Raw genomic sequence first — 22034 nt, forward strand, 5'->3', positions numbered from 1 at the left:
TAACTGTGACTAAACTAAACCGAAAATGGGTATTTGATTGGTTCGTGATGTCGGTAGTCAACCACTTCGAAATCATCGATTGTCACCCACGTTTCCAAGTCCTCTAGTGACTTGATATTAGGGTTGATAATGAGCTTAGGTGGTGCGTAAGGCTCTCTCTTAATCTGCTCTTTCATTAGCTCTAGTTGGTCTTCATAGATATGAGTATTGACGATCTTATGGAACGCCTTGCCAGCCTTTACCCCTGTGATCTGAGCTGTGATCTGAAGCAGCCAAGCCACTTGAATTTGGTTGAATACTAAGCCAAGAGGGACGTCACAACTGCGTTGAGTGCTGTTTAAATATAGGATATCACCGAGTAGTGAAAAGTGGTGGCTATACATGCAGGGACGCAAACATCCGATGTGGAATTCGCCTGGGTTGTAAAAGTTAAGGATTTCACCTCGGTCATCAATGCCTTTACTTAGATGCTCGATGATCTTTTTATATTGATCGACAAAACCACCATCAGGTTTTGACCATTTACGTCCCTGAACGCCGTATACACGGCCCATATCATCTTCACCTTTACGGTGCGGGTTATTAAGCCAGGCTTCATTGAGGTTGGCGTTAGCGTCCCAAGTCTTGGTTCCTACTTTTCGGAAGTCAGCAGCGTTGTCATACCCACGTAAGTAGCCAAGCATTTCTGCAATAGCGCTTTTCCAAAAAGTTTTTCGTGTTGTTACTAGAGGAAATTCATTAGCGGCCATATCGTATTCTAAATCCGCATTAATAACAGTTAAACAGCGTTTTCCTGTTCTTTCGTTCTTAATCCAAATTCCTTCATTGATAACTCGCTTACACAAGTCTTCGTACTGGCTGTGTTTACTATTCATTATATTTACCAAGTGTCTTTTCTGTTCATAATCATATTATCACATTTAGAACTTATTCTACTATGCGTCAATAAAAGGTTAGGAAGTGATAATTTGAGGCACAGTAACATAAAATATAGGGTGATGTTACTGATCTTCCCTCAAATATGGATTCAAGATAATCAGAACGGTTATTCGGAGTTACAGTCCTTAGCTAAAGCAAACAACGAGCATTACGACTCCCAAAAAGTTGAAGATATACTGCTAGCTTTAGATATTGCCTCATTGTTCGCTAATGCAGGTCTTAGCGAGAGTGATTATCGCCAGCTAATGGTGACGCCGTTTGTGGATGAATGTGTTCATTTAGTAATGAAGGGGATCAAAAACCTGAAATAGTAATGGTTAAATCAACCATAATAGTACCTTATCAATCGTGATTTTTTGTGATAGCAAGTTTTTAAGAGTGACTTAGTGTGGTGGTAATCTCATTTTAGCCATACTTTTGTAATGCGAACTATATCCTTTTAAGTTTTAACTCTAAGCCATTTATGTCCAGGGGGAGGTACTAGTAAAGCTACCAGCATTGTTTTTGTAGCAAACTCAAATAAAGCGACTCTAAATTAGGGGCGAATTTTTGGTATGGCGAAATGACGTTGCGAATAGTCGATAGTTTAAGGAAAAAATTGATAAAGGTCTTGCCAAGAGCAGAGTTGTTTTATCGCAATCATTTACCAAAAAGGTTGGACTAACTATGAGTTAGATGGAATGGTTACAAAAACTGTTTAAATACTATTGAACTTAGCGTTTATTATATTTTTGCAATATTTATTTGGCGACGCTTTTAAACGAATAACCAAACGAAGTACGCTATCTTAATTAGCAATAAAATAACGCTTCTATATTCGCTCCCAAAGCTTCAGCCAATAACTCCACTTCAACATCAGTAACACGCCTCACTTTAGCCTCAATTTTTGCCAAAGTTCCTCGGCTTATATTCCACTCTAACAAATTACATCTCGCTGCTAATTGTTCTTGAGTCCAGTCATTTTTTTCTCGGATTTTTCTAACATTCTTACCAACAATATTCATCGATTTTTTGCTCCGTTATCAGAACTTGATTGTCACAGAGAAAAATCCTAGAATTGCTCCGCTATCGGAGCGTGTTGAATTTGGTATGATAAAACTTATGAAAAATATAAAAATGAATGTTCTTCTTACTAAGATTTTAGAAGATGAAACATTTGATAAATTTACAGTAATTAATCTTAGAGATAAGTACCTGCAACATTCACAGGTATCTCTGTGCTCGATTGAAGCTCGTAAATATGTTTATAAACATATTCTGAGATTGGTTAAATGTGGTGTGTTAAGTAAAAGTGGTAAAAAAAACTCACACAAAATAATGTACAAAAAAACTGATTTATTTAATGAAGTAAATTTTATTTCTGGGGAATCTTCCCCTCCAAAGAAAGATTCCTATAAAAAACCTTTACTAATACCCAGTGAAAAAATTCTAGAAAATTCTGCAATAGAAAAATTGAAAGAAACCTTAAATGAATACAAAGTTGACATGATGTCCGCTATTGGCGAATCGGAAGAATACATCCGTTTATTAGACTCTGTTCCTGAAATGAAAGAGCAACTTAGTGAGAAGTACCACCTAGCTCGTGATAAAAGCTCAAAACTTTTAGGAAAAATAAAAGCTATCCAAACAATCATAGCGATTCAATCGGAAGCACAATGCAATTAAGAAAATGGCAAGCCGAGAGCATTAAGTTAGCACTGGATCATTATCAAGAAATCAGTAAGCATTTTTTATGCTTAGCCACACCAGGAGCAGGAAAAACCGTAATGGCGGCTGAAGTGGCTGCAAAACTATACGAACAAGATAAAATTGATTTTGTTCTTTGTTTTTCTCCTTCAAGTACAGTATCTCAAAGTATCACTTACACTTTTACTAAAAGGTTTGGCGCTCGATTTGATGGTGTGATAGGTGCTATTGGTTGCTCTTATACTTACCAAAATATAATGTTTTTTAAAGAAGATTTTTGGCAATTGCTTAAAAATAATCGCGTATTGGTCGTGTTTGATGAAATCCATCATTGTTCAGGATCTTCACTGGAAAATGCAAATGCATGGGGTGAAGAAATAATTCAAAACATTCAACAGCAAGCAACGTTTACCCTTGCGTTAACAGGCACACCATGGCGATCTGATAATGCACCAATAGTTTTATCGAACTACAGCGATCCTGATGGGTTAATTCAGTGTGATTATATCTATGGTCTAAAAGATGCGGTGCAAGATCGTGTTTGCCGGATACCTACCTTAGTATTAATCGATAACGAAAAAATATCTGTTACAGATGAAGATAACCAAAAGAAGGTATTTACAGGTCTTCAAGAGTTATTAAATCAATCAATCGTTTCGTATCAGTCAGTTATTACTAATGATTATGTAATGAAAGATATCCTCAAGCGAGGGTGTGATAAGTTAAAGCTAATACGCAGCTGTAACCCCAATGCAGGAGCGCTAGCCGTAGCATCATCCGTAGAGCACGCAGTTCAAATTATTAAACTACTTCGAGAAACATTTAACCAGACAGCTGTTTTGGTGACCTATAAGCAGGTTAAACCATCTGAAATTATTGATCAATTTAGGTATTCCAATACTCAATGGATTGTAAGTGTTGGAATGGTATCTGAAGGCACGGACATTCCCCGTTTACAGGTTTGCTGTCATTTGAGTCGAATAAAAACAGAATTGTATTTTAGGCAAGTATTAGGTCGCATCTTACGAATTAATGAAGCACAAAATCAAGAAGCATGGTTATACACCTTTGCCGAAAAAAAACTTTCTGAATTCGCTAATCGTATCAAAGATGATTTACCTGATTACAATGTTGTTATTAATGAAGATTTTTCCATTGAAGAATTTGACAAGTCAGGTACCACTCGTAAAAAAACAGAGCAATTAAGAGAACAACCATTTGAATGGGATGAACCGGCAAATAATGAATCAACTGATTTAAATAATTCCGAAAAGTCCTTCGCAGATCAAAACTCAAACGTATTTCAACATTCGATTGAAATGCTCGGCATGTTCAGAGAACAAATTATTGCAACGTTTGAATCTCCTCTTTGATTTTATTGAGCGGAAAATACAGAGTTAGTACTATCTTCCTCCTACATCCCATCATAAAGCGTGCTCAATTTCATGTAAAAGACATCTAAAATCATGCATAATACAACTCATTGAAGCTTAAGCGATTTGGTGGTTTTATTTCATGCAGACAAAGACAATTAAAAAATCAAACCTCACTGAAACAGATATCATTACAAAATTCATTCTCCCAAGCATAAAAAATGCAGGTTGGGATGATATGACGCAAATCCGCCAAGAGGTGAAACTGCGTGATGGTCAAGTGATTGTGCGTGGTCAAATCGGTATGCGAAAAACCGTAAAATCGGCTGATATCGTACTCTACCACAAACCTAATATGCCACTGGCTGTCATTGAAGCCAAAGCCAATAAGCATGATGTTGGTAAAGGGATGCAACAAGGGCTAGATTATGCGCGTCTGCTTGAGGTGCCATTTATCTTTGCTTCCAATGGTGACGGTTATATTTTTCATGATAAAACCAACCCTGCGCAGTTAGAAACTGAAATTAGTTTAGAACAATTCCCAACGCCCACTGACTTATGGAATAAGTATTGTGTCTTTCGAGGTTTTAGGGAGGAGCAGCTACCACTCATTACCCAAGATTATCATGATGATGGCAGTGGCAAATCACCACGTTATTATCAGCTTCAAGCGATTAATAAAACCATAGAAGCAGTATCTCGTGGTCAGAAACGTATGTTATTAGTGATGGCAACGGGGACAGGTAAAACCTATACCGCTTTTCAAATTATCTGGCGTCTATGGAAATCGCGGCAAAAAAAACGCATTCTATTTTTAGCTGACCGCAACATTCTGGTTGATCAAACCAAAACTAATGATTTCCAACCCTTTGGAGAAGCGTTAACCAAAGTCACCAAGCGCACCGTTGATCCCGCCTATGAAATTCACCTTGCACTGTATCAAGCACTAACAGGACCAGAAGAAGAGCAAAAGGCATTTAAGCAAGTCGATCCTGACTTCTTTGATCTGATCATTATTGACGAGTGCCACCGTGGTAGTGCGGCTGATGACAGTGCATGGCGCGAAATTTTAGAATACTTCAGCGCAGCAACGCAGGTTGGTTTAACGGCAACGCCTAAAGAAACAGAAGAAGTGTCTAATATCGATTACTTTGGTGAGCCTGTATATACCTACTCATTAAAAGAAGGAATTGAAGATGGTTTCCTTGCTCCCTATAAAGTGGTGCGCGTTGATATCGATGTCGATCTACAAGGGTGGCGACCAACAAAAGGTCAGACAGATAAAAATGGTGAACTGATTGAAGATCGCATCTATAACCAAAAAGATTTTGATCGCACCTTAGTGATTGATGAGCGTACTCAGTTAGTGGCTGAGACCGTAACCAGTTATCTAAAACGTACCGACCCCATGGCAAAAACGATTATCTTTTGTAACGATATTAATCATGCCGAGCGTATGCGCCGTGCTTTAGTGAATTTAAATCCAGAGCAGATCGCTAAAAACGAAAAGTACGTCATGAAGATCACGGGTGATGATGAAATCGGTAAAGCGCAGCTTGATAACTTTATTAATCCTAAAAAAGCTTATCCGGTGATAGCCACAACCTCTGAATTAATGACCACGGGGGTTGATGCTCAAACCTGTAAACTGATCGTGCTTGATCAAAATATTCAATCGATGACTAAGTTTAAACAGGTTATCGGTCGAGGTACGCGCATTAATGATAAATACAATAAACTCTGGTTCACTATTTTAGATTTTAAAAAAGCAACTGAACTGTTTGCCGATGAAACCTTTGATGGCGAGCCTGTACAAATAATGGTACGAGCGCCTAAAGAGATTATCGAGGGTGATGGTGATATTGAGACTCCGCCAGAACATCCCGATGACGAAAACACGATAACAGAAAATCCTCCCTCAGATTATGACGCACAAACGGATGGGACAACGGATGATCAATTACCAATCAACAACGATGATTGGGGTGAAATAACCGATGATGATGAAGAAAAACGTTTTATTAAGTTTCATGTCTCTGGTGTGACCGTTAAAAAGATGGCCGAGCGTGTGCAGTATTACGACACCGATGGTAAATTAGTGACAGAATCATTTAAAGATTACACCCGCAAAACAATGGGCAGTCAGTTTAGTTCGCTAGACGAATTTGTTAAACGTTGGAATACGGCAGATCGCAAACAAACCGTGATCGATGAGTTAGAGGAGGTAGGGATTATTTGGGAAGCATTGACCCAAGAAGTAGGAATGGAGCTCGACCCCTTTGATATGATCTGTCATGTTGTCTATGATCAACCTGCATTAACTCGCAAGGAACGAGCAAACAACGTTAAAAAGCGTAATTATTTCACCAAATATTCTGACACAGCACAAACCGTGTTAGATAATCTTCTTAATAAATATGCTGATGTTGGTGTGCAAGAGATTGAAAGTATGCAAGTGCTTAAAGTTCAGCCTTTTAATCAAATTGGCAGTCTCAGTGAAATTATCAAAAAAGGCTTCGGTGGTAAATCACAATACGAGCAGGCAATCAGTGAATTAGAAGCGGAAATTTACCAGCCGACACAGCAAACCGCGTAATTTAACATACAAAATAAACGTCTAGTGTGTTGTTAACTAGCAACATACTCGACGATCATACAATAATTAAAGAGAAGTTTATGTCAGTCAGTTCAGCAATCAAATCCATTCAAGATATCATGCGTAAAGATGCCGGAGTCGACGGTGATGCACAGCGTTTAGGGCAAATGTCCTGGTTATTATTTCTCAAAGTATTTGATGCCCAAGAGGAAGAATTAGAACTGGAATTAGATAACTATAAAGCACCGATCCCAGAGCAATATCTATGGCGTAGCTGGGCACAAGATGCAGAGGGTATTACTGGTGAAGAGTTATTAGACTTTGTTAATGATGATCTTTTCCCAAGTCTGAAAAATATAACGGCACCAATTGCGCTTAATCCGCGTGGTCATGTAGTCAAGGCTGCATTTAGTGATGCCTTTAACTATATGAAAAACGGTACGCTATTGCGTCAGGTGATCAATAAACTCAACGAAATAGACTTTACAGATTCTAATGAACGGCATCTGTTTGGTGATATCTATGAGCAAATATTAAAAGACTTACAAAGCGCAGGAAATTCGGGCGAATTTTATACCCCCCGCGCGATCACGAAATTTATTGTTGAAGTCACCGATCCAAAATTAGGAGAGACAATTATAGATCCCGCCTGTGGTACGGGTGGCTTTTTGGCTTGTAGTTTTGATCATGTAAAAGAAAACTACGTAAAAACCACCGAAGATCACCAAACACTACAGAAGCAAATCCACGGCGTAGAGAAAAAACAGCTGCCACACTTGTTATGTACCACCAATATGATGCTTCATGGTATTGAGGTTCCCGTACAAGTTAAACACGGCAATACATTAAATAAACCGCTGTCCAGTTGGGAGCAAGAATTTGATGTGATCGTTACTAATCCACCCTTTGGTGGCACCGAAGAAGATGGTATCGAGAAAAACTTTCCAAGCGAGATGCAAACCCGTGAAACGGCAGATCTATTCTTACAGCTAATTATTGAAGTACTCAAAGACGGTGGTCGTGCAGCCGTGGTTCTACCCGATGGCACGCTATTTGGTGAAGGTGTTAAAACCAAGATCAAAAAAATGCTGACCGAAGAGTGTAACTTACATACTATCGTGCGTTTACCAAACGGTGTATTTAATCCTTACACAGGCATCAAAACCAATATCCTGTTTTTCACCAAAGGCACACCGACGAAAGACGTTTGGTTCTATGAGCACCCGTATCCAGAAGGCGTGAAAAACTATAATAAAACCAAACCGATGAAGTTTGAAGAGTTCAGCACCGAGCTTGATTGGTGGGGTAATGAACAAGATGGTTTTGCAAGCCGAGTTGAAAACAATCAGGCGTGGAAGGTCTCAATTGATGAAATCATTAAGCGTAACTTTAACCTCGATATTAAAAACCCTTATCAAGGTGAAGTGATCAACCATGATCCGCAGGAGTTATTAGCCAACTACAAACAGCAGCAAGCGGAGATCAGTGAACTGCGCAATCAGCTTAAAGATATCCTTAGTGATGCGCTTTCATCATCGAACAGTTCAATAGAAAGTAATGAGGCTAAATAATGGCGATTGAAAACCTTATTACTGACAATATCAATACCTGGACTGCGGCGATCAATACAAAATCAGCAACTGGGCGTGGCTCAAGCAAAAAAATAGAGCTATATGGCATTAAAAAACTGCGTGAGCTCATTTTAGAATTAGCCGTGCGAGGTAAGTTAGTGCCGCAAGATCCTAATGATGAGCCTGCATCAGTTTTGCTTGAGCGAATAGCTGTCGAAAAAGTACTATTGGTTAAAAATAAAAGAATAAAGAAACCCAAAAAATTACCAGTAATAACAGAAGACGAATGCAAATTTAACTTACCTATTGGTTGGAAGTGGTGCCGATTAGGCGAAGTCGTTGAAATAATTCGAGGTATTACTTTTCCTGCAAGTGCTAAAGAGTTTACACCTTCAGGTGATAATATTGCTTGTTTACGTACTGCAAATGTACAAAAAAATATTGATTGGGATGATTTGATATATGTCAAAAAATCATTCATAAAGCAAGAGGAACAGAACCTAGAATTTGGTGACATAGTTATGTCCATGGCAAATAGTAGGGAGTTAGTTGGCAAAGTCTCGTATACACATTCGATTCCAACTATTAAGGCCACCTTTGGGGGTTTCCTTAGTGTCATAAGGCCTTTTGAAATAGACTCTTCATTTTTAATGACCTTATTAAGAACACCGAATATTCGTGAAACGCTCATAGGAAGTGCCAGTCAAACAACAAATATCGCTAATATTTCACTGGAAAAACTTAATCCCCTAGTGATCTCCATTCCCCCACTAGCTGAACAACACCGTATCGTTGCTAAAGTTGATGAACTGATGGTGCTTTGTGATCAGCTTGAACAGCAAACAGAATCAAGCATTGATGCCCATAAAACCTTAGTGGAGGTGTTACTGGCCACCTTAACCGACAGCAAAAATGCTAACGATCTAAATCAAAACTGGGCGCGTGTCAGTGAGTTCTTCGATACCCTGTTTACCACAGAGAACAGCATCGACCAGCTGAAACAAACCATCCTGCAACTCGCCGTGATGGGCAAACTTGTCCCGCAAGATTCAAAGGATGAGCCAGCTTCAAAACTACTGGAACGCATCGCCGCCGAAAAAACGCAGTTAATTAAAGACAAGAAAATCAAAAAACATCCACCTGTAACTCCCATAGGAGAATTGAAAAATATCCCATTATCATGGCAAAGTATTGTTGTTCAAGATTTTGCCGATATTAGGCTAGGTAGTACCCCTAGTAGGCATGAAGCAAAGTACTGGAAAGGTAATATACCGTGGGTATCATCTGGTGAAGTTGCAAATAATATAATAACTGACACAGCAGAAAAAATTACTGAGGATGGTTTTAATAATTCAAGTACAACAATTATTCCTTCCCGTAGTGTACTAATGGCAATCATAGGTCAAGGTAAAACTAGAGGACAAACAGCTTTACTTGGTATTGATGCTTGTACAAACCAAAATATTGCTGCATTTGTTTTCAATGAAAAATATGTGATTCCAGAGTACGTGTTGTTGTGGGCGCAGAGTAAATATGAATCCCATCGAAGAGGGGGACATGGAGGAGCACAACCTGCATTGAATGGCAAAAAAGTTAGAAGTTTTGCTTTCCCTCTTTCCCCAACTTCGGAGCAAAAACGAATTGTAAGCAAGGTTAAAGATTTAATGGATATTTGTGAACAACTAAAATCACGAATAAGCGAAGCTCAACAAACCCGGCTTCACCTTGCTGATGTAATTGTTGAAAAGGCTGTTTAATAATGCGTTTAAATTCTATTTTTATAAGTGAATACAAAAACTTAAAAAATCTAAATCTAGATTTTGAATCAGCGTCATTTTTAGAACTTTTTGTTGGTAAAAATGGTTCTGGGAAATCTAACTTTTTTGAGGCTTTATTAGATATATTCCGACATATATATGAAGTCAAAATAAAAAATAGAACAGAACCTTTTGCTCCCAGTTTTGCGTATAAATTAGGTTACAGTATTAATGAGCAATATGTTTATTGGGAGTACGACCAACAAAAATTATCTTCTAATATAGATGGGGGTGATATTAACTACTTCCCTGACAATGTGTTGGTTTATTATTCAGGACAAAACTCAAATATTTCGGGATTATTAGATAAATATGAACGTAATTATCGTAGAAATATTGATAAGGTAGAAATTGACGATAGCCGAATATTCATTGGTATTGGAACAGAGTATAAGCAACTTTTATTATCCTTAATTATTTGTTTGCCATCAGATAATCAAGCAAGAAAATTTGTTTTCGAGAAGCTTGGATTACGCGAAGAGCAAACGTCCATTACTCTTAAGCTTAAACGGCCACGAAAAACTTATGCAAAAGATGTAACAATAGAAGAGTTTGATACGAGAACCCATTATTGGGGGCTTAAAGCCTTGCCAAAAGAGTTCGTAGATCGCCTACAGAAATGTATCAGGGGAGAGTTTCAACATAGAGATATCTATAACGGTGTAGAGCGGCATTATGAACTTAAGATTGATATTACGTTGTTCCAAGAGGAATTCTCAGGCTTAGATTCAGCAAGTTTATTTGGTATGTTTGATAACTTGAAGACACTCGAAATGTTAGATGATATTCAAGCAGATTTGATGCTTACAGACGGTACGGAAATTGATTTGGATTTCTTTAGTGATGGTCAATTCCAGTCAGTTTATATTTATTCGTTAACAGAGATCTTTAAGTCAAAAAACAGTATTACATTGTTAGATGAGCCTGATTCATTTTTACACCCAGAATGGCAATTTGATTTTCTTTCACAAATGGAGAGTATTTCTGATCCGGCTGCATCAACCAATCAAGTGCTTATGACTAGTCATAGTGCCGCAACTCTAATGGCGTCGTCGAAACCTACACTTAATAGTATTCAAAAAGCAGAAAATGGTGATTCTGAAATTGTTACAATATGTAAAGGGGATGCAATTAAAGCTCTGTCTGGAGATAAAATATTATTAGATGAAAATGAAACGATAATGAGTATCTCGACATACCTTAAGAATTCAGACCAACCAGTATTGTTTACTGAAGGAATTTCAGATGAGTACATATTAGATATTGCTTGGAAAAAACTCTATCAAGATGAACCAAGGCCATTTTGTATTCACAATGCATTTGACCGACAGTTTCTAAGAAATTTGATGTCTCGTGAAGAGCTTAGACAAAATCATCCGGAAAGAAAGTTTTTTGCTCTTTTTGATTTTGATGAGGCATTTGATGATTGGAATGGAATATCCAAGAAAGGGAAAGATATCGAGGTTGATCCTTTTAAGGGGCTGACTAGGCAATTGAAGTTTAAAAACGTAATGACTAACCAGTTCGCTATGTTATTACCAGTGCCAAACATTGCCGCTGTGAAAGAACAGGTTTTACAGGAGGATAATACTCCTTGGGGTAAAGGTTCTGACTCTCATATGGCTGTGGAGCTACTTTTCTATAAAGAAGATTTATTAGATATATATTTTAAGAAAGAACAAACATCTTGTGGCGGGGAGCGAATCGTATTTAATAGCAATAAAGTCCAATTTGCCCAAGATTATGTTCCTCAATTGGAAGAGCATGCCTTTGAAATTTTCAAACCTATGTTTGAATTAATCAAGTCAATTATTGCTGAGGATGAAAATGTTGAGGCCGCTTAAGAACAACTTCTAATGACGATTTAGAAGCATATTTCATCTTAAAAATTTAGGGTTATTATTGGTGAATTATGTATGTAATTTCAGTCCTTGTTATGCACAAATGTAATTCAATTTTTTAGCTAATAACGTGAGAATAGACTTAAGGATAAGAATGAACATTCAATCAAAAGTGAAATTTCTTTCTTCAGACGTAAAAAAAGATAATGTTTCAGGTCGCAGAGAACCTTTTGAAATTGATTTAAATAATGAAGATGAAAACGATGAATTAAAACTATTCTTTCGTTTTATTAATAAAATTCTCGATATCGATAACTTAGTAATATTAGCTGGTTCGGGTACATCTTTGACATTTAATAAGCCAAACGTAGAACCACCAATAGCACCTAGTATGTGGCACTTGTGGGAATATTGTCGTTTAGCAGATGAGCAGTTATTTAAGCTCGTACTTAAGGCGACAAAGTACGATGATTTGCAACCACTTAAAGAAGATAATGGCAGTGCTAAGGCTGATATTGAGCTTTTGTTATCTCTATGTGATTCATCTCTAGCTGTTGGGAATTTGTCAAATGCGAGAACAAATCAAGTAACAAAATTCTTAGAGCAAGCCAAGCAAATAATACTCGATAAAACTAATTTTACTGATTTAATCCCCCTACCCGCCGAATGGATAAGCCATGATAAATTTATTCGTGCCGTTGGACGAAGAGGAGCTCAGCAACAGAGGTTAAAACTCTTCACGACTAATTATGACTTAGCATTTGAACATGCTGCATCAAATACAGGGTTTGTTGTCATAGATGGTTTTGAATATTCAAATCCTTCCTATTTTAATCCGATGTGGTTTAACTATGACATAGTGAACAGAGCGCAATCATTAAGTAGTGAAGGTGCATACCTTCCTAATGTTTTTCAGTTATACAAAATGCACGGTTCTGTTGATTGGCGAAAAGTGAATGGTAGGATCAGGAAAATATCTGCGGATAGTACAACTGGCTCTCCTGTTTTTATTTATCCCAGCAGCAGCAAGTACCAGACCTCATATGACTCACCATATTTAGACATGATGACATCATTTTTAGATGCAGTTAAAAAGCCTAGAACAGGTGTGCTTTGTTTAGGTTTTGGTTTTAATGATAAACATATCAATAATGCTTTAACGATGGCTTTACGAACTAACCCTGAGTTTATGTTGATGGTAGCGACTAAAGATCCTTTTAATGAAAATGGTTCTTTTAATAGTGAGATTAGACAGTTGCTGAAGTCGGCAATAGATCATGGTGATGGTAGGATAGCGATTTTAGATTCAACCTTTGAACAGTTTTCAACTTTATTACCAGAACGAAGATCAAAAAGCCCTGAAGACGATCTATTCAAGTTATTTGAAAATCTAGCTGCAAAAATGAAATAAGGTGATGATATAAATGGACTCACAAGAATGGTTTTCACCTTACGACTCTACAAGAAGAATCGGTAGTGTCATCAATGTCTCTGCGACTGAAATAATTGTTAACTTGTCAAAAGCGGGTTCTGGTGAGCCTAGTTGGTCATTTGGTAATAGAATTGCCGCCGGAGAAGTAAATGAGTTTGTTTTTATAGATGTCGGTGAGACAGCAATATTGGGACGTTTAGTTAAAGTCTGGATTGAAGGTGGTGAACGCCTCAGTGTGGATGGGTTGGCAGACAAACCTACTGAAAATCATCCCATTGGATTAGTTCAAATATTAGTTAGTCTAAACCCTTCAAATGGCCTGAATTACAAAGGTATAAAACAACACCCTCGCTTAGGCAGTCAGATTTATTCTGCACACCCATATTTAGTATCATTACTTGCAGAAGGTAAACAGGATGATTTGATTAATCAGATTCATCTTCCTTTAGCTAATTTGCCCCATGATGACTCGGTCACTATTCATGTTACACCGGAAAAACTTTTTTCACGGCACTGTGCGATTTTAGGTGCGACAGGGGGCGGGAAAAGCTTTTCAATGACAAACATTATAGAGCAAGTGCAAAAAGCAGGTGGTAAAGCGATTATAATAGATCCAACTGGTGAATATAGCTCATTACCTTGCTCGAGTTATTATGTTGGCGATCACCCAAGTGCAACCGCAGAAAATAAAGTCACTTTCCCACATTGGCAATTTACTGATTCAGATATTCGAGCTTTCTTAAGACCATCGGCACAAAGCCAAGCTCCAAAATTAGATGCAGCAATTGAAAGTCAGAAAGTAGTTACTCAATATTATCAACAACCAAACCATGGATTAACTATGACGCCTAATTGGCTTTTAGTTAAATCTGGTCAACCTAAATTACCATTTGAAAATTCGCTATTGGCTATGAATGGCTTAATGCACAAGACTCCTTGGAACTTCAAAAATATTGCAGATCAAATAGTAAATGAGTGTGTATGGCCTAATGGTGGATATGCAAATAATCCAGATCAAACTATTTGGGGAAATCGTGCTGATAATGATGTTGGGCATTGTCTTAATCTTATTTCTAGAATTAAAGCTTATGCGAGTAATCCTAATTTGAAATGGATGATAGATGTTGCTCCGGCGCTTACAACAATTCCAAATTTAATTGATAATTTTTGTTCTCCTCAAAGTAATAAAAAGGTAATTCGCTTAGATTTATCTGAGGTTCCTTTTGAAGCAAACTCGCGTGAAATATTGGTTAATGCTATTGGTCGAAAACTCTTGTCAGCCGCAAGAAAAGGTTTAATTAACCATGAGCAACCTTTATTAGTATTTATCGATGAAGCACATCAATTTCTTAATAAAAAAGTTGGTGAAGATACAAATCGATTTGAACTTGATGCTTTTGGTAATATTGCTAAAGAGGGGCGTAAATACGGCTTGAATACTGTAATTGCCACTCAAAGGCCACGCGACATACCAGAAGATGTACTGAGCCAAATTGGTACGCTGATCGTTCATAGGTTAACGAACCAGTTGGATCAAGACATTGTTAAAAAAGCTGTTGGGGCAATAGACCAACGTTCAGCTTCTTTTTTGCCTGTGTTAGGGCAAGGTGAGGCACTACTTCTAGGTGTCGACTTTCCATTCCCGATGACAGTAAAAATGAAAAAACCAGATAATGAACCAACATCTAAAAGTGCAAGCTTTTCAAGTAGCTGGAGAATTTAGAATGGAGATTGAATTGATAAATGGTTACATTTGGAGTTACGGAAGGAAAATCAAGGCTAACAATTCATTGTAATGTTAATGATATTTCAATCGCTTATAAAAAATTGGGTGCAATGATCCACGACTTTATGGTAGTGGTAAAAATTACAAACCTTACTGTTTGTAATGTAACGGATAATCATGAGCAGCATATTGCATTTAATAAGAAAGTTGAGTCTCTTTTAAAAGCGTAGCTAAATAGGTCTTACGGATATGATGGGCGCTAAGACTACGTACAGCCTGTTCAAAGCGCGTTCTTGTGCCAACAATGTGAAGTTCAAGTTCTGAACGCGTGATCGCTGTATATATCCATGCTCTGTCCTGCATCTTAGTTTTCCCAAGGGCAACAATCACCCGTTTGAACTGCGATCCTTGCGCCTTATGCAAGGTAATGCAATAACCTGCATCTAGAGAGTCTAAAAGCGATTTAGTTAATGGTATATCTGCACCATTATCATCAAGCCGCACAATACCAAGGCTATTATCTGTTTGCTTAATGGATATTAGTTTGCCAAGGCTACCGTTCTGCACACCTGCTTCATAGTTATTTTGAGTAAACAACACGGGATCATTTAATCGCAGATCTGTTGTGAATTGATCGCCATACTCCATAAATTTAAGAATAGGGTTCGTTGCATTCAGTTGTGTTTGGCACTGTGTATTGACTTCAAGGGTGGTTTTCTTGGTCGCCGCGATAACTCTACTTTCGCTCGGATTTTGGCGATATAATTCGACACAGGTTTCAGTAACACAATCAAGCGCAACTTCATGGAAATGGATATTACCAATGGATAGCTCAGAAGGTACTTGTCCCTGACACACTAGACGCGAATACTCTGGAATGCCCGTTGTCGCATCTTGTCGCTGCACAATATCCAGTTCGGTAGTCGTGATCACACCTGATTTCACGATATCAGCAAGGATCAAGCCTGCGCCTATTGGTGGTAACTGATTCGGATCACCGACAAACAAAAACCTTACGCTTGGATTAGTGTGAAGCACTATGCGGTACATCGTACCCAAATCAACCATACTTGCTTCATCAATAACCACAATACACTTAACATCATCCTCAATAGGATCATCTCTTAAGAATCGGGCTATTGTTGACGTTTCAAAACCGATACTTTGATGTAAACGCATGGCAGCCCTGCCTGATAGTGCAATCGCCTTTATATCATATTCAAGAGCGTGATATCCCCTCAATACAGTACGTAATACAGTTGTTTTTCCTGTACCTGCGCCACCTGTAATGCATGACACTCGCCTATCTAATGAAAAGCGGACGGCATCTACTTGTTTTTCAGCTAAAGGAAAGGGTAACTCTTGAGTTGCTATATCGTAAGCCGTCAAAAGGGCTTGGTTTGTAGCATAAGAAGGTTGTTGAGCCAGTTTAAGTAACCGCTTAGCTACAACTTTTTCCATGATCAACAAAGAGGTATGATGATAACTACCGGTTTCGGGATTGAGAATGTAAGTATGCTTTGAATGACCACAAACCAATGCTTTATTGGTCAATTTGGTATCTTTCAATAAGCCTTGTACAACGGGTTTAATATTGTTTTGATATGCAACGGTATGACCGCCTTTACTCGCGTATTTTTTAAGAGCAAACTCGACGGCAGCTACTAAGCGTCTTTCATCCTCAAGTGTAACGTCAAAGCTCGCCTGTGCAATGCAATCTACTTGTTCAAAACTCATACCAAACGTGATCAATAGATAAGGATTCGCTTTAATCGCATCAATGGAACTTCCTTGATGGAACTTAAATAACCTGTGCTGAATTTGCGGTGATATTTTTCGGTCAGCAAACCAAGTGGCATACCTTAAATTAGCGTACTTTTCATAACCATCAAACAAGCTATTAATGGCTTTGTCAGTAAGTATTCCACTAAGTTTACTAGTATTTCTCGCGCCCAAAACAGGAAATATGCCTGAGCCAAAAGTAGACCAAAGTTCTCTCGCCTTGACCTCTCCAATTCCTTTGAAAGCAGCTTCTTTGGCAATAAAACGGATAAAACTTTCACCATCATGTGGCAAGGTTACTTCAAGTTTTTCTGGTTCGATAAAATGTAGCTCAGTGATAATAAAATCGCCGTGTGTCGCGTTACGGGATTCCATAACACCCGTAATACGCCAATGCTGACCAGTGACAGGTTCCATAGGCAAAATATCAGGCTTGGTTTTAACAACCACAATACATTTTGCAGTTTTAGCTTTGAAGCTACCAGCCTGTAGTGGAACACCACTAAAACAAACCCATTTTTTATCATATTGATACACACTGGTAACACGGAAATCCATTTTAGTTATCATACATCGATTCCCATTTCTAAAAGCACTTCTGAAAGCTCTTCAAAGCGTTTCAAACGGGCTGCTAGCTCTAAGACCTTCTGCTCCAACTCTGCCACTCTTTTGGCTTCCCTGATACGTTGAGAAGCTGTTTTATCGTATTGCTTAGGCTCTGCTTTAGTAATTTTCGCTTTTTCACTAAGTTGAGGTAATACATTCCGTGCTCGCAAATCATCCTCAAGTGTTTTAAGGGCTGATTTTATTTGCGGATTTTGATTAAGAGCTGACTTACCAAAGCCACACGCCTTCGCAATTTCACCACGATTAAGACCGCCACGGAAAACAATTTGTCTAAACCCATCATCAGTCATAGTCGCTTGCCAGATGATAAATGAACTTAGGTTTTCGGTTGCTTTTTGTTGTCCGTTAGCCATTAGTTACCTCACTTTTGAAATGCACATGTATATAATATCAACTACTTTTCAATAATACTAAGTTCTAACAAATAGCTAAGTCATTCTCCAAATAAAAAATATAAGAGACCATAACAGTTTGTGACGCGGTCACGAAGGGAATTTATACTGATATAGATCCAAGTTTTTCTAAGCACATAAACTTGTGTTTTTCGTGGTGCTATTTTACATTGATCATAATATGCTATGTGCTAAGTTAAAAATGCACATAGCAATTTTTTTGCTTTCACTCACTCACTTAGGCGTAATATGCATTTTTTAGGGGGTTTAAAGCCGCTAGGTATGTCTTTAGCAATGGTTGCTGGCATGACCATGGCGTTATTGTTTGGTGCGCTAGCGTTAAGCCTTAATACTAGTCAAGTGGCGACCGGTTTAGCATTAACTATTTTTAGTATTGGATTAAGTTCATTTTTAGGCGGTAGTTTAGTAGGCTCTACTATCCCGGGCTTTAAGTCGATTGCTATCCCATTTTTAAGTGATATTCCTTTCATTGGCAACTTACTATTTAATCAGGATATTTTAATCTACTTCAGTTTTGCTATTGCCGGTGCTACTTGGTGGGTATTACACAAAACGCGTGTAGGATTAACAGTAAGAGCCGTAGGAGAAAATCCACATTCAGCTAATGCATTGGGCATTAAGGTAATTAAAATCAGATATCTAGCAACTTTATTTGGTGGTGCAATGGCTGGTTTGGCTGGTGCTTATTTATCTTTGTCTTACACGCCTATGTGGATGGAAAATATGAGTGCAGGGCGAGGCTGGATTGCACTTGCATTAGTTGTGTTTGCTTCATGGCGAGTAGGGTATTTGATGCTAGGTGCCTATTTATTTGGCATTGCGTCTATCTTACATTTAGTGATGCAAGGTTTTGGATTTGATATTTCACCTAACCTGTTAGCTATGATGCCTTATTTAGCTACCTTGATTGTGATGGTATTAATCAGTTCTGATTCTCTGAAACAGAAACTATCAACACCAATGAGCTTATCAAAGCCCTTTGATCCTAAGCTACATTAAATGTTATTTTGATATAAACAATCAAGCCACTGTTTAGTTTAGCAGTGGCTTTTTATTGGTTATTTTTATTTATTATTATGGCTCATAGGTAAATTCGTTAACTGCTAAGGTATCACCTTGTGCATTTTGTAACTTCACTGCCCACTGTCCTTTCATACTTGGCCCAATAAACTTAGTTGAATGACTTCTCCATCGATCTGCACCAATGGTAATAGGCACAGTGGCAACGTCCTTCCCATTTAAGTTCCAAACATAATAGAGCACAGTATCTTTTAGGTTGTAGACTTCTGAAAAAGCATAAACAGTCAATGTACCATTTTCAACTTCGATATCATTTATCGTGCCAAGGGGCTCATGATCTTCTACCATTGGGGTGATTTGGAAACGATTAATATTGTCAGATAAGCGTTGCACAGAACCTTGTATTAATAGGGTAGAAGGTGGCAGGGTGATATGTTCGGCAAATAGATGTTGCTCGTTGATACTTGTTTCATTATTGGTTGCAATAGGTTGATTACGTTCGATCTCTGACACTTGTGTTTCTTCTACAGTGCCAAAATCTGAATTCGTGCTTCCTGATACACTAAGGTCTGAAACATGAGTGCCTACATCTGTAAAGTTAGTGTCATCTATCGTTTCTTGTGTAGATGAGTCCAATGCTTGGTTTGTAAGGGCTAGATTATTGACCTCATTGACTGAGTTAGTTTCTAGATCCGCTTCTCCATCATTTCCTAAATAGTCTTTTAAGTCTGTATTTGTCGATTCTTCTGCTTTTAAATCAGTGACAAGATAAGCATTACTATCAGTGAAGGTTGTTGTTTCTGTATTAAGGGAATTTACCTCATTTATATCAACAACTAAGTTATTATTATCACTCTGCTGGTTGACTTGAGGCTCCACGGTCAAGGCTACCATCTCATTTGTAGCTTGGTTTTGTTCGATAGTTGAGGTATCGATAACAGGGTTAGCTTGGCTTGTTGTAGTTGTATTATTGGTTAATTGATCAGTGTTAACTAATGGTGTTGTGCTTTGTTCAGTAAAATATTGTTGAGCAAGCATCATTATTACAGCAATAATAAGCGCAACTATTAATAAGCAAGTGATGATCCTCCCCCAATGTAAACTGTGTTCAACTGGCGCAACAACATTTTGGTGCGGTCTAAAGTTAACTCGGACGGTGAAGTCTTCCGGCTCTTTCATCTTATCTCTCACTGCTATCTTGATCAGTTATATTTAAATTAATAAATGCGTTTATTATTGCTGAGTATTACATATTATTGTGATAATTATTTCATTTATTATGCCGATTTGACACATCACTGGCATTTAATTCATTTACACATAAGTAGTGTAAGGCAGATGCTATTATTGTACTTTTTCAAAGTGTAATAATTGATTGTTGGCAGGCATTTTGTGATCTTCTATCAATTCAAGGCCAACTGAATCGGCGAGCAATAGGATATCTTCGATATCACGAATGCCGCTGTTGCTATCCCTGTCTTTTAACCATAAATCAAACTCCGCATTACTGTCACTGGTAAATGCATCTTCATATTTAAATGGGCCATAAAAGCAAGCTTTCCCACCTAATGATAAGTTCTGTGATAATCCTTCAAATAACTTCACTACTAATGCCCAACTAATAATGTGTAGTGTGTTGGCAGTATAAACCCCGTCGATCGGTAAATGATTTGTTGGTGTTGGCCAAGTTTCATTTAAGTCGAGTAAAATCGGTGGTTGTACGTTGGTTAGGGTACTTTCATCTAACCACATGTTGATGCCCTGATGATTACTCAGTAAATCACTGGTTTGCCATAACAGATGCGGTAAGTGTTGCGCGAAGAATACGGCATGTTGACCTGTTCCAGATCCAATTTCTAAGATGTGCTTATTATCAGAAAAGACATTTTCTAATATCGCTAAAATTGGTATTTTGTTATTTTCAGAGGCTTGAGAGTATGGTTTGTTTGTCATAGTCATTCATCTAATTGTTTGAAGGGTAATAATTCACGACATTGCGCTTGGTACGTTAGCATATGAGTTCTCTCTTGTTGACAAAAATCTTTGATTGCCTGTTTAAAACCAGGATGCATAATCCAATGATATGAATAGGTTAGTACGGGCTCAAAGCCTCTTTGGATCTTATGTTCCCCTTGTGTACCTGGATTAAATCGACTGAGGTTATGTTCAATACAAAACTCAATCCCTTGGTAATAGCAAAGCTCAAAGTGTAAGTTATTGTAGTATTGAGTTGCTCCCCAATAGCGCCCGTATAACTGCGAATCATCATGAAAGAAGAGGGCACAAGCTACATCTTTTTCTTGATCACTTGCGATGATTAATAATATGTTATCTGGCATAGATGAGATAATTTGAGTAAAAAATTGCTTGTTTAAATGTGGTTGATGACCACGCTTTAAATAGGTTATTTGGTAGGTTAAATAGAAAAACTCAATCTCTTGTTCAGTAATTTCATGGCCATTTAAACGGCGAACACTTAATCCTTGTTTAGCAATGGATAACCTTTCTTTCCTTGTTGCTCTGCGTTTACGTGAGGTGAAGGTATTCATAAAGTCATCAATACTGTTGTAATCACGATTAAACCAATGAAATTGAACGGTGTTTCGTTGGTAAACATCTTCAGGCAAGGACGTTTGTATTTGTTCATTAAATAAGATATGCCAGCTGTTAATATTGTGTTGTTCACAATGCTCAATCAAGGTCGAGAATAAATCACTTACCTGTAAACTAGAGGATAATATTTTGTTACTTTCTACTGGTGTGAAAGGGATCGCTGCCACTAATTTAGGGTAATAATTTAAATTGTATCGTTCAAACGCATCAGCCCAATCCCAATCAAATACATATTCGCCCCAAGAGTGATTTTTCAAATACATCGGCATAATCGCAATACATTGTGCTTGTGATCTTGCAACTAGGTGATGTGCTTGCCAGCCTTTGTTGATACTAACGGATTGACTCGTTTCAAGTGCATTAAAAAAGTGATATTCGGCAAAAGGGTTATTCGAAGAGTTTAAATGTCGCCAGTCTTGCACATTGATTTTACTGAGAGCATCATTGAATTGAATAGTTATTGGTGAAGTCAATAGCGCATCCTTTATGGTGAGCGTAGAACAATAAACAATATGACTTTTTAACACACAATGTTGTAGTTTGATAGTTTAAGGTGTTAGGGGAGGTTAAAAATAGAAATGAGATGATGCTGAATGAA

Annotated in this window: 17 protein-coding genes; 10 read left to right on the forward strand and 7 right to left on the reverse strand. The window is 37.8% G+C overall.

What is annotated here, in order from left to right:
- Window positions 1-14 precede the first annotated feature (14 nt).
- Window positions 15-875 carry a thymidylate synthase gene (locus tag AC0L3W_RS03895; RefSeq protein WP_409438755.1) on the reverse strand — a complete coding sequence of 287 codons (861 nt, stop codon included), beginning with the start codon at window positions 873-875 and terminating at the stop codon, window positions 15-17.
- Between the two features lie 93 nt (window positions 876-968).
- On the opposite strand from AC0L3W_RS03895, the gene AC0L3W_RS03900 reads away from it, so the two are divergent.
- Window positions 969-1250, forward strand: a complete 282-nt coding sequence (locus AC0L3W_RS03900) for a hypothetical protein (protein ID WP_409438756.1) — start codon at window positions 969-971, stop codon at window positions 1248-1250.
- A gap of 480 nt (window positions 1251-1730) precedes the next feature.
- On the opposite strand, the gene AC0L3W_RS03905 is transcribed toward AC0L3W_RS03900, so the two are convergent.
- Window positions 1731-1943 carry a helix-turn-helix domain-containing protein gene (locus AC0L3W_RS03905; protein ID WP_409438757.1) on the reverse strand — a complete coding sequence of 71 codons (213 nt, stop codon included), beginning with the start codon at window positions 1941-1943 and terminating at the stop codon, window positions 1731-1733.
- Window positions 1944-2040: 97 nt separating this feature from the next.
- On the opposite strand from AC0L3W_RS03905, the gene AC0L3W_RS03910 reads away from it, so the two are divergent.
- From AC0L3W_RS03910 to AC0L3W_RS03945, 8 genes are all read left to right on the forward strand, one after another.
- Window positions 2041-2604 (forward strand): response regulator, encoded by a 564-nt coding sequence (locus AC0L3W_RS03910; protein WP_409438758.1) that lies wholly within the window; start codon window positions 2041-2043, stop codon window positions 2602-2604.
- Window positions 2595-3998 carry a DEAD/DEAH box helicase gene (locus AC0L3W_RS03915; protein ID WP_409439628.1) on the forward strand — a complete coding sequence of 468 codons (1404 nt, stop codon included), beginning with the start codon at window positions 2595-2597 and terminating at the stop codon, window positions 3996-3998. Before AC0L3W_RS03910 ends, AC0L3W_RS03915 begins: the two co-directional genes overlap by 10 nt.
- Window positions 3999-4140: 142 nt before the next feature.
- Window positions 4141-6594 (forward strand): EcoAI/FtnUII family type I restriction enzme subunit R, encoded by a 2454-nt coding sequence (hsdR, locus tag AC0L3W_RS03920; protein WP_409438760.1) that lies wholly within the window; start codon window positions 4141-4143, stop codon window positions 6592-6594.
- An 80-nt stretch (window positions 6595-6674) separates the two neighbouring features.
- Entirely contained in the window at window positions 6675-8165 is a 1491-nt protein-coding gene (locus AC0L3W_RS03925) for an N-6 DNA methylase (RefSeq protein WP_409438761.1), read from the forward strand.
- A complete protein-coding gene (locus AC0L3W_RS03930; protein ID WP_409438762.1) occupies window positions 8165-9922 on the forward strand; it encodes a restriction endonuclease subunit S in 1758 nt (585 codons plus the stop codon). The genes AC0L3W_RS03925 and AC0L3W_RS03930 overlap by 1 nt, the downstream gene beginning before the upstream one ends.
- Window positions 9923-9924: 2 nt before the next feature.
- Window positions 9925-11826, forward strand: coding sequence for an AAA family ATPase (locus AC0L3W_RS03935; RefSeq protein ID WP_473574588.1), 1902 nt, complete (start codon window positions 9925-9927; stop codon window positions 11824-11826).
- A gap of 151 nt (window positions 11827-11977) precedes the next feature.
- Window positions 11978-13234 carry an SIR2 family protein gene (locus AC0L3W_RS03940; protein ID WP_409438764.1) on the forward strand — a complete coding sequence of 419 codons (1257 nt, stop codon included), beginning with the start codon at window positions 11978-11980 and terminating at the stop codon, window positions 13232-13234.
- Window positions 13235-13247: 13 nt separating this feature from the next.
- Window positions 13248-14978 carry an ATP-binding protein gene (locus AC0L3W_RS03945; RefSeq protein WP_409438765.1) on the forward strand — a complete coding sequence of 577 codons (1731 nt, stop codon included), beginning with the start codon at window positions 13248-13250 and terminating at the stop codon, window positions 14976-14978.
- 198 nt (window positions 14979-15176) lie between these two features.
- Here AC0L3W_RS03945 and AC0L3W_RS03950 read toward each other — a convergent pair whose 3' ends face one another.
- Window positions 15177-17333, reverse strand: a complete 2157-nt coding sequence (locus AC0L3W_RS03950; protein WP_409438766.1) for an AAA family ATPase — start codon at window positions 17331-17333, stop codon at window positions 15177-15179.
- Complete coding sequence (locus AC0L3W_RS03955; protein WP_409438767.1) at window positions 17330-17743, reverse strand: VPA1267 family protein; 414 nt, start codon at window positions 17741-17743, stop codon at window positions 17330-17332. The genes AC0L3W_RS03950 and AC0L3W_RS03955 overlap by 4 nt, the downstream gene beginning before the upstream one ends.
- 288 nt (window positions 17744-18031) lie before the next feature.
- Between AC0L3W_RS03955 and AC0L3W_RS03960 the strand changes: the two genes are divergently transcribed.
- The gene (locus AC0L3W_RS03960) at window positions 18032-18802 is read left to right on the forward strand and encodes an ABC transporter permease (RefSeq protein WP_409439627.1); all 771 of its coding nucleotides are present in this window, start codon (window positions 18032-18034) and stop codon (window positions 18800-18802) included.
- A 75-nt stretch (window positions 18803-18877) separates the two neighbouring features.
- Here AC0L3W_RS03960 and AC0L3W_RS03965 read toward each other — a convergent pair whose 3' ends face one another.
- The 3 genes from AC0L3W_RS03965 to AC0L3W_RS03975 all read right to left on the reverse strand — a co-directional run bounded on the left by AC0L3W_RS03965 (window position 18878) and on the right by AC0L3W_RS03975 (window position 21909).
- A complete protein-coding gene (locus AC0L3W_RS03965; RefSeq protein ID WP_409439626.1) occupies window positions 18878-20002 on the reverse strand; it encodes a DUF2914 domain-containing protein in 1125 nt (374 codons plus the stop codon).
- Window positions 20003-20167: 165 nt separating this feature from the next.
- Window positions 20168-20776: a DUF938 domain-containing protein gene (locus AC0L3W_RS03970; protein WP_290039236.1), complete on the reverse strand. Its 609-nt coding sequence runs from the start codon at window positions 20774-20776 to the stop codon at window positions 20168-20170.
- Window positions 20777-20778: 2 nt separating this feature from the next.
- Complete coding sequence (locus tag AC0L3W_RS03975; RefSeq protein ID WP_409439625.1) at window positions 20779-21909, reverse strand: GNAT family N-acetyltransferase; 1131 nt, start codon at window positions 21907-21909, stop codon at window positions 20779-20781.
- Window positions 21910-22034: the final 125 nt, after the last annotated feature.

It is taken from the genome of Psychromonas sp. KJ10-5 (assembly GCF_055808325.1).

What these genes read in the sequence shown, in the direction of transcription:
- hsdR (WP_409438760.1), top strand. Translation starts at nt 4,141, where the DNA reads ATGCAGACAAAGACAATTAAAAAATCAAACCTCACTGAAACAGATATC.
- AC0L3W_RS03940 (WP_409438764.1), top strand. Translation starts at nt 11,978, where the DNA reads ATGAACATTCAATCAAAAGTGAAATTTCTTTCTTCAGACGTAAAAAAA.
- AC0L3W_RS03910 (WP_409438758.1), top strand. Translation starts at nt 2,041, where the DNA reads ATGAAAAATATAAAAATGAATGTTCTTCTTACTAAGATTTTAGAAGAT.
- AC0L3W_RS03960 (WP_409439627.1), top strand. Translation starts at nt 18,032, where the DNA reads ATGCATTTTTTAGGGGGTTTAAAGCCGCTAGGTATGTCTTTAGCAATG.
- AC0L3W_RS03905 (WP_409438757.1), bottom strand. Translation starts at nt 1,943, where the DNA reads ATGAATATTGTTGGTAAGAATGTTAGAAAAATCCGAGAAAAAAATGAC.
- AC0L3W_RS03935 (WP_473574588.1), top strand. Translation starts at nt 9,925, where the DNA reads ATGCGTTTAAATTCTATTTTTATAAGTGAATACAAAAACTTAAAAAAT.
- AC0L3W_RS03970 (WP_290039236.1), bottom strand. Translation starts at nt 20,776, where the DNA reads ATGACAAACAAACCATACTCTCAAGCCTCTGAAAATAACAAAATACCA.
- AC0L3W_RS03925 (WP_409438761.1), top strand. Translation starts at nt 6,675, where the DNA reads ATGTCAGTCAGTTCAGCAATCAAATCCATTCAAGATATCATGCGTAAA.
- AC0L3W_RS03945 (WP_409438765.1), top strand. Translation starts at nt 13,248, where the DNA reads ATGGACTCACAAGAATGGTTTTCACCTTACGACTCTACAAGAAGAATC.
- AC0L3W_RS03965 (WP_409439626.1), bottom strand. Translation starts at nt 20,002, where the DNA reads ATGAAAGAGCCGGAAGACTTCACCGTCCGAGTTAACTTTAGACCGCAC.
- AC0L3W_RS03915 (WP_409439628.1), top strand. Translation starts at nt 2,595, where the DNA reads ATGCAATTAAGAAAATGGCAAGCCGAGAGCATTAAGTTAGCACTGGAT.
- AC0L3W_RS03895 (WP_409438755.1), bottom strand. Translation starts at nt 875, where the DNA reads ATGAATAGTAAACACAGCCAGTACGAAGACTTGTGTAAGCGAGTTATC.
- AC0L3W_RS03950 (WP_409438766.1), bottom strand. Translation starts at nt 17,333, where the DNA reads ATGATAACTAAAATGGATTTCCGTGTTACCAGTGTGTATCAATATGAT.
- AC0L3W_RS03955 (WP_409438767.1), bottom strand. Translation starts at nt 17,743, where the DNA reads ATGGCTAACGGACAACAAAAAGCAACCGAAAACCTAAGTTCATTTATC.
- AC0L3W_RS03930 (WP_409438762.1), top strand. Translation starts at nt 8,165, where the DNA reads ATGGCGATTGAAAACCTTATTACTGACAATATCAATACCTGGACTGCG.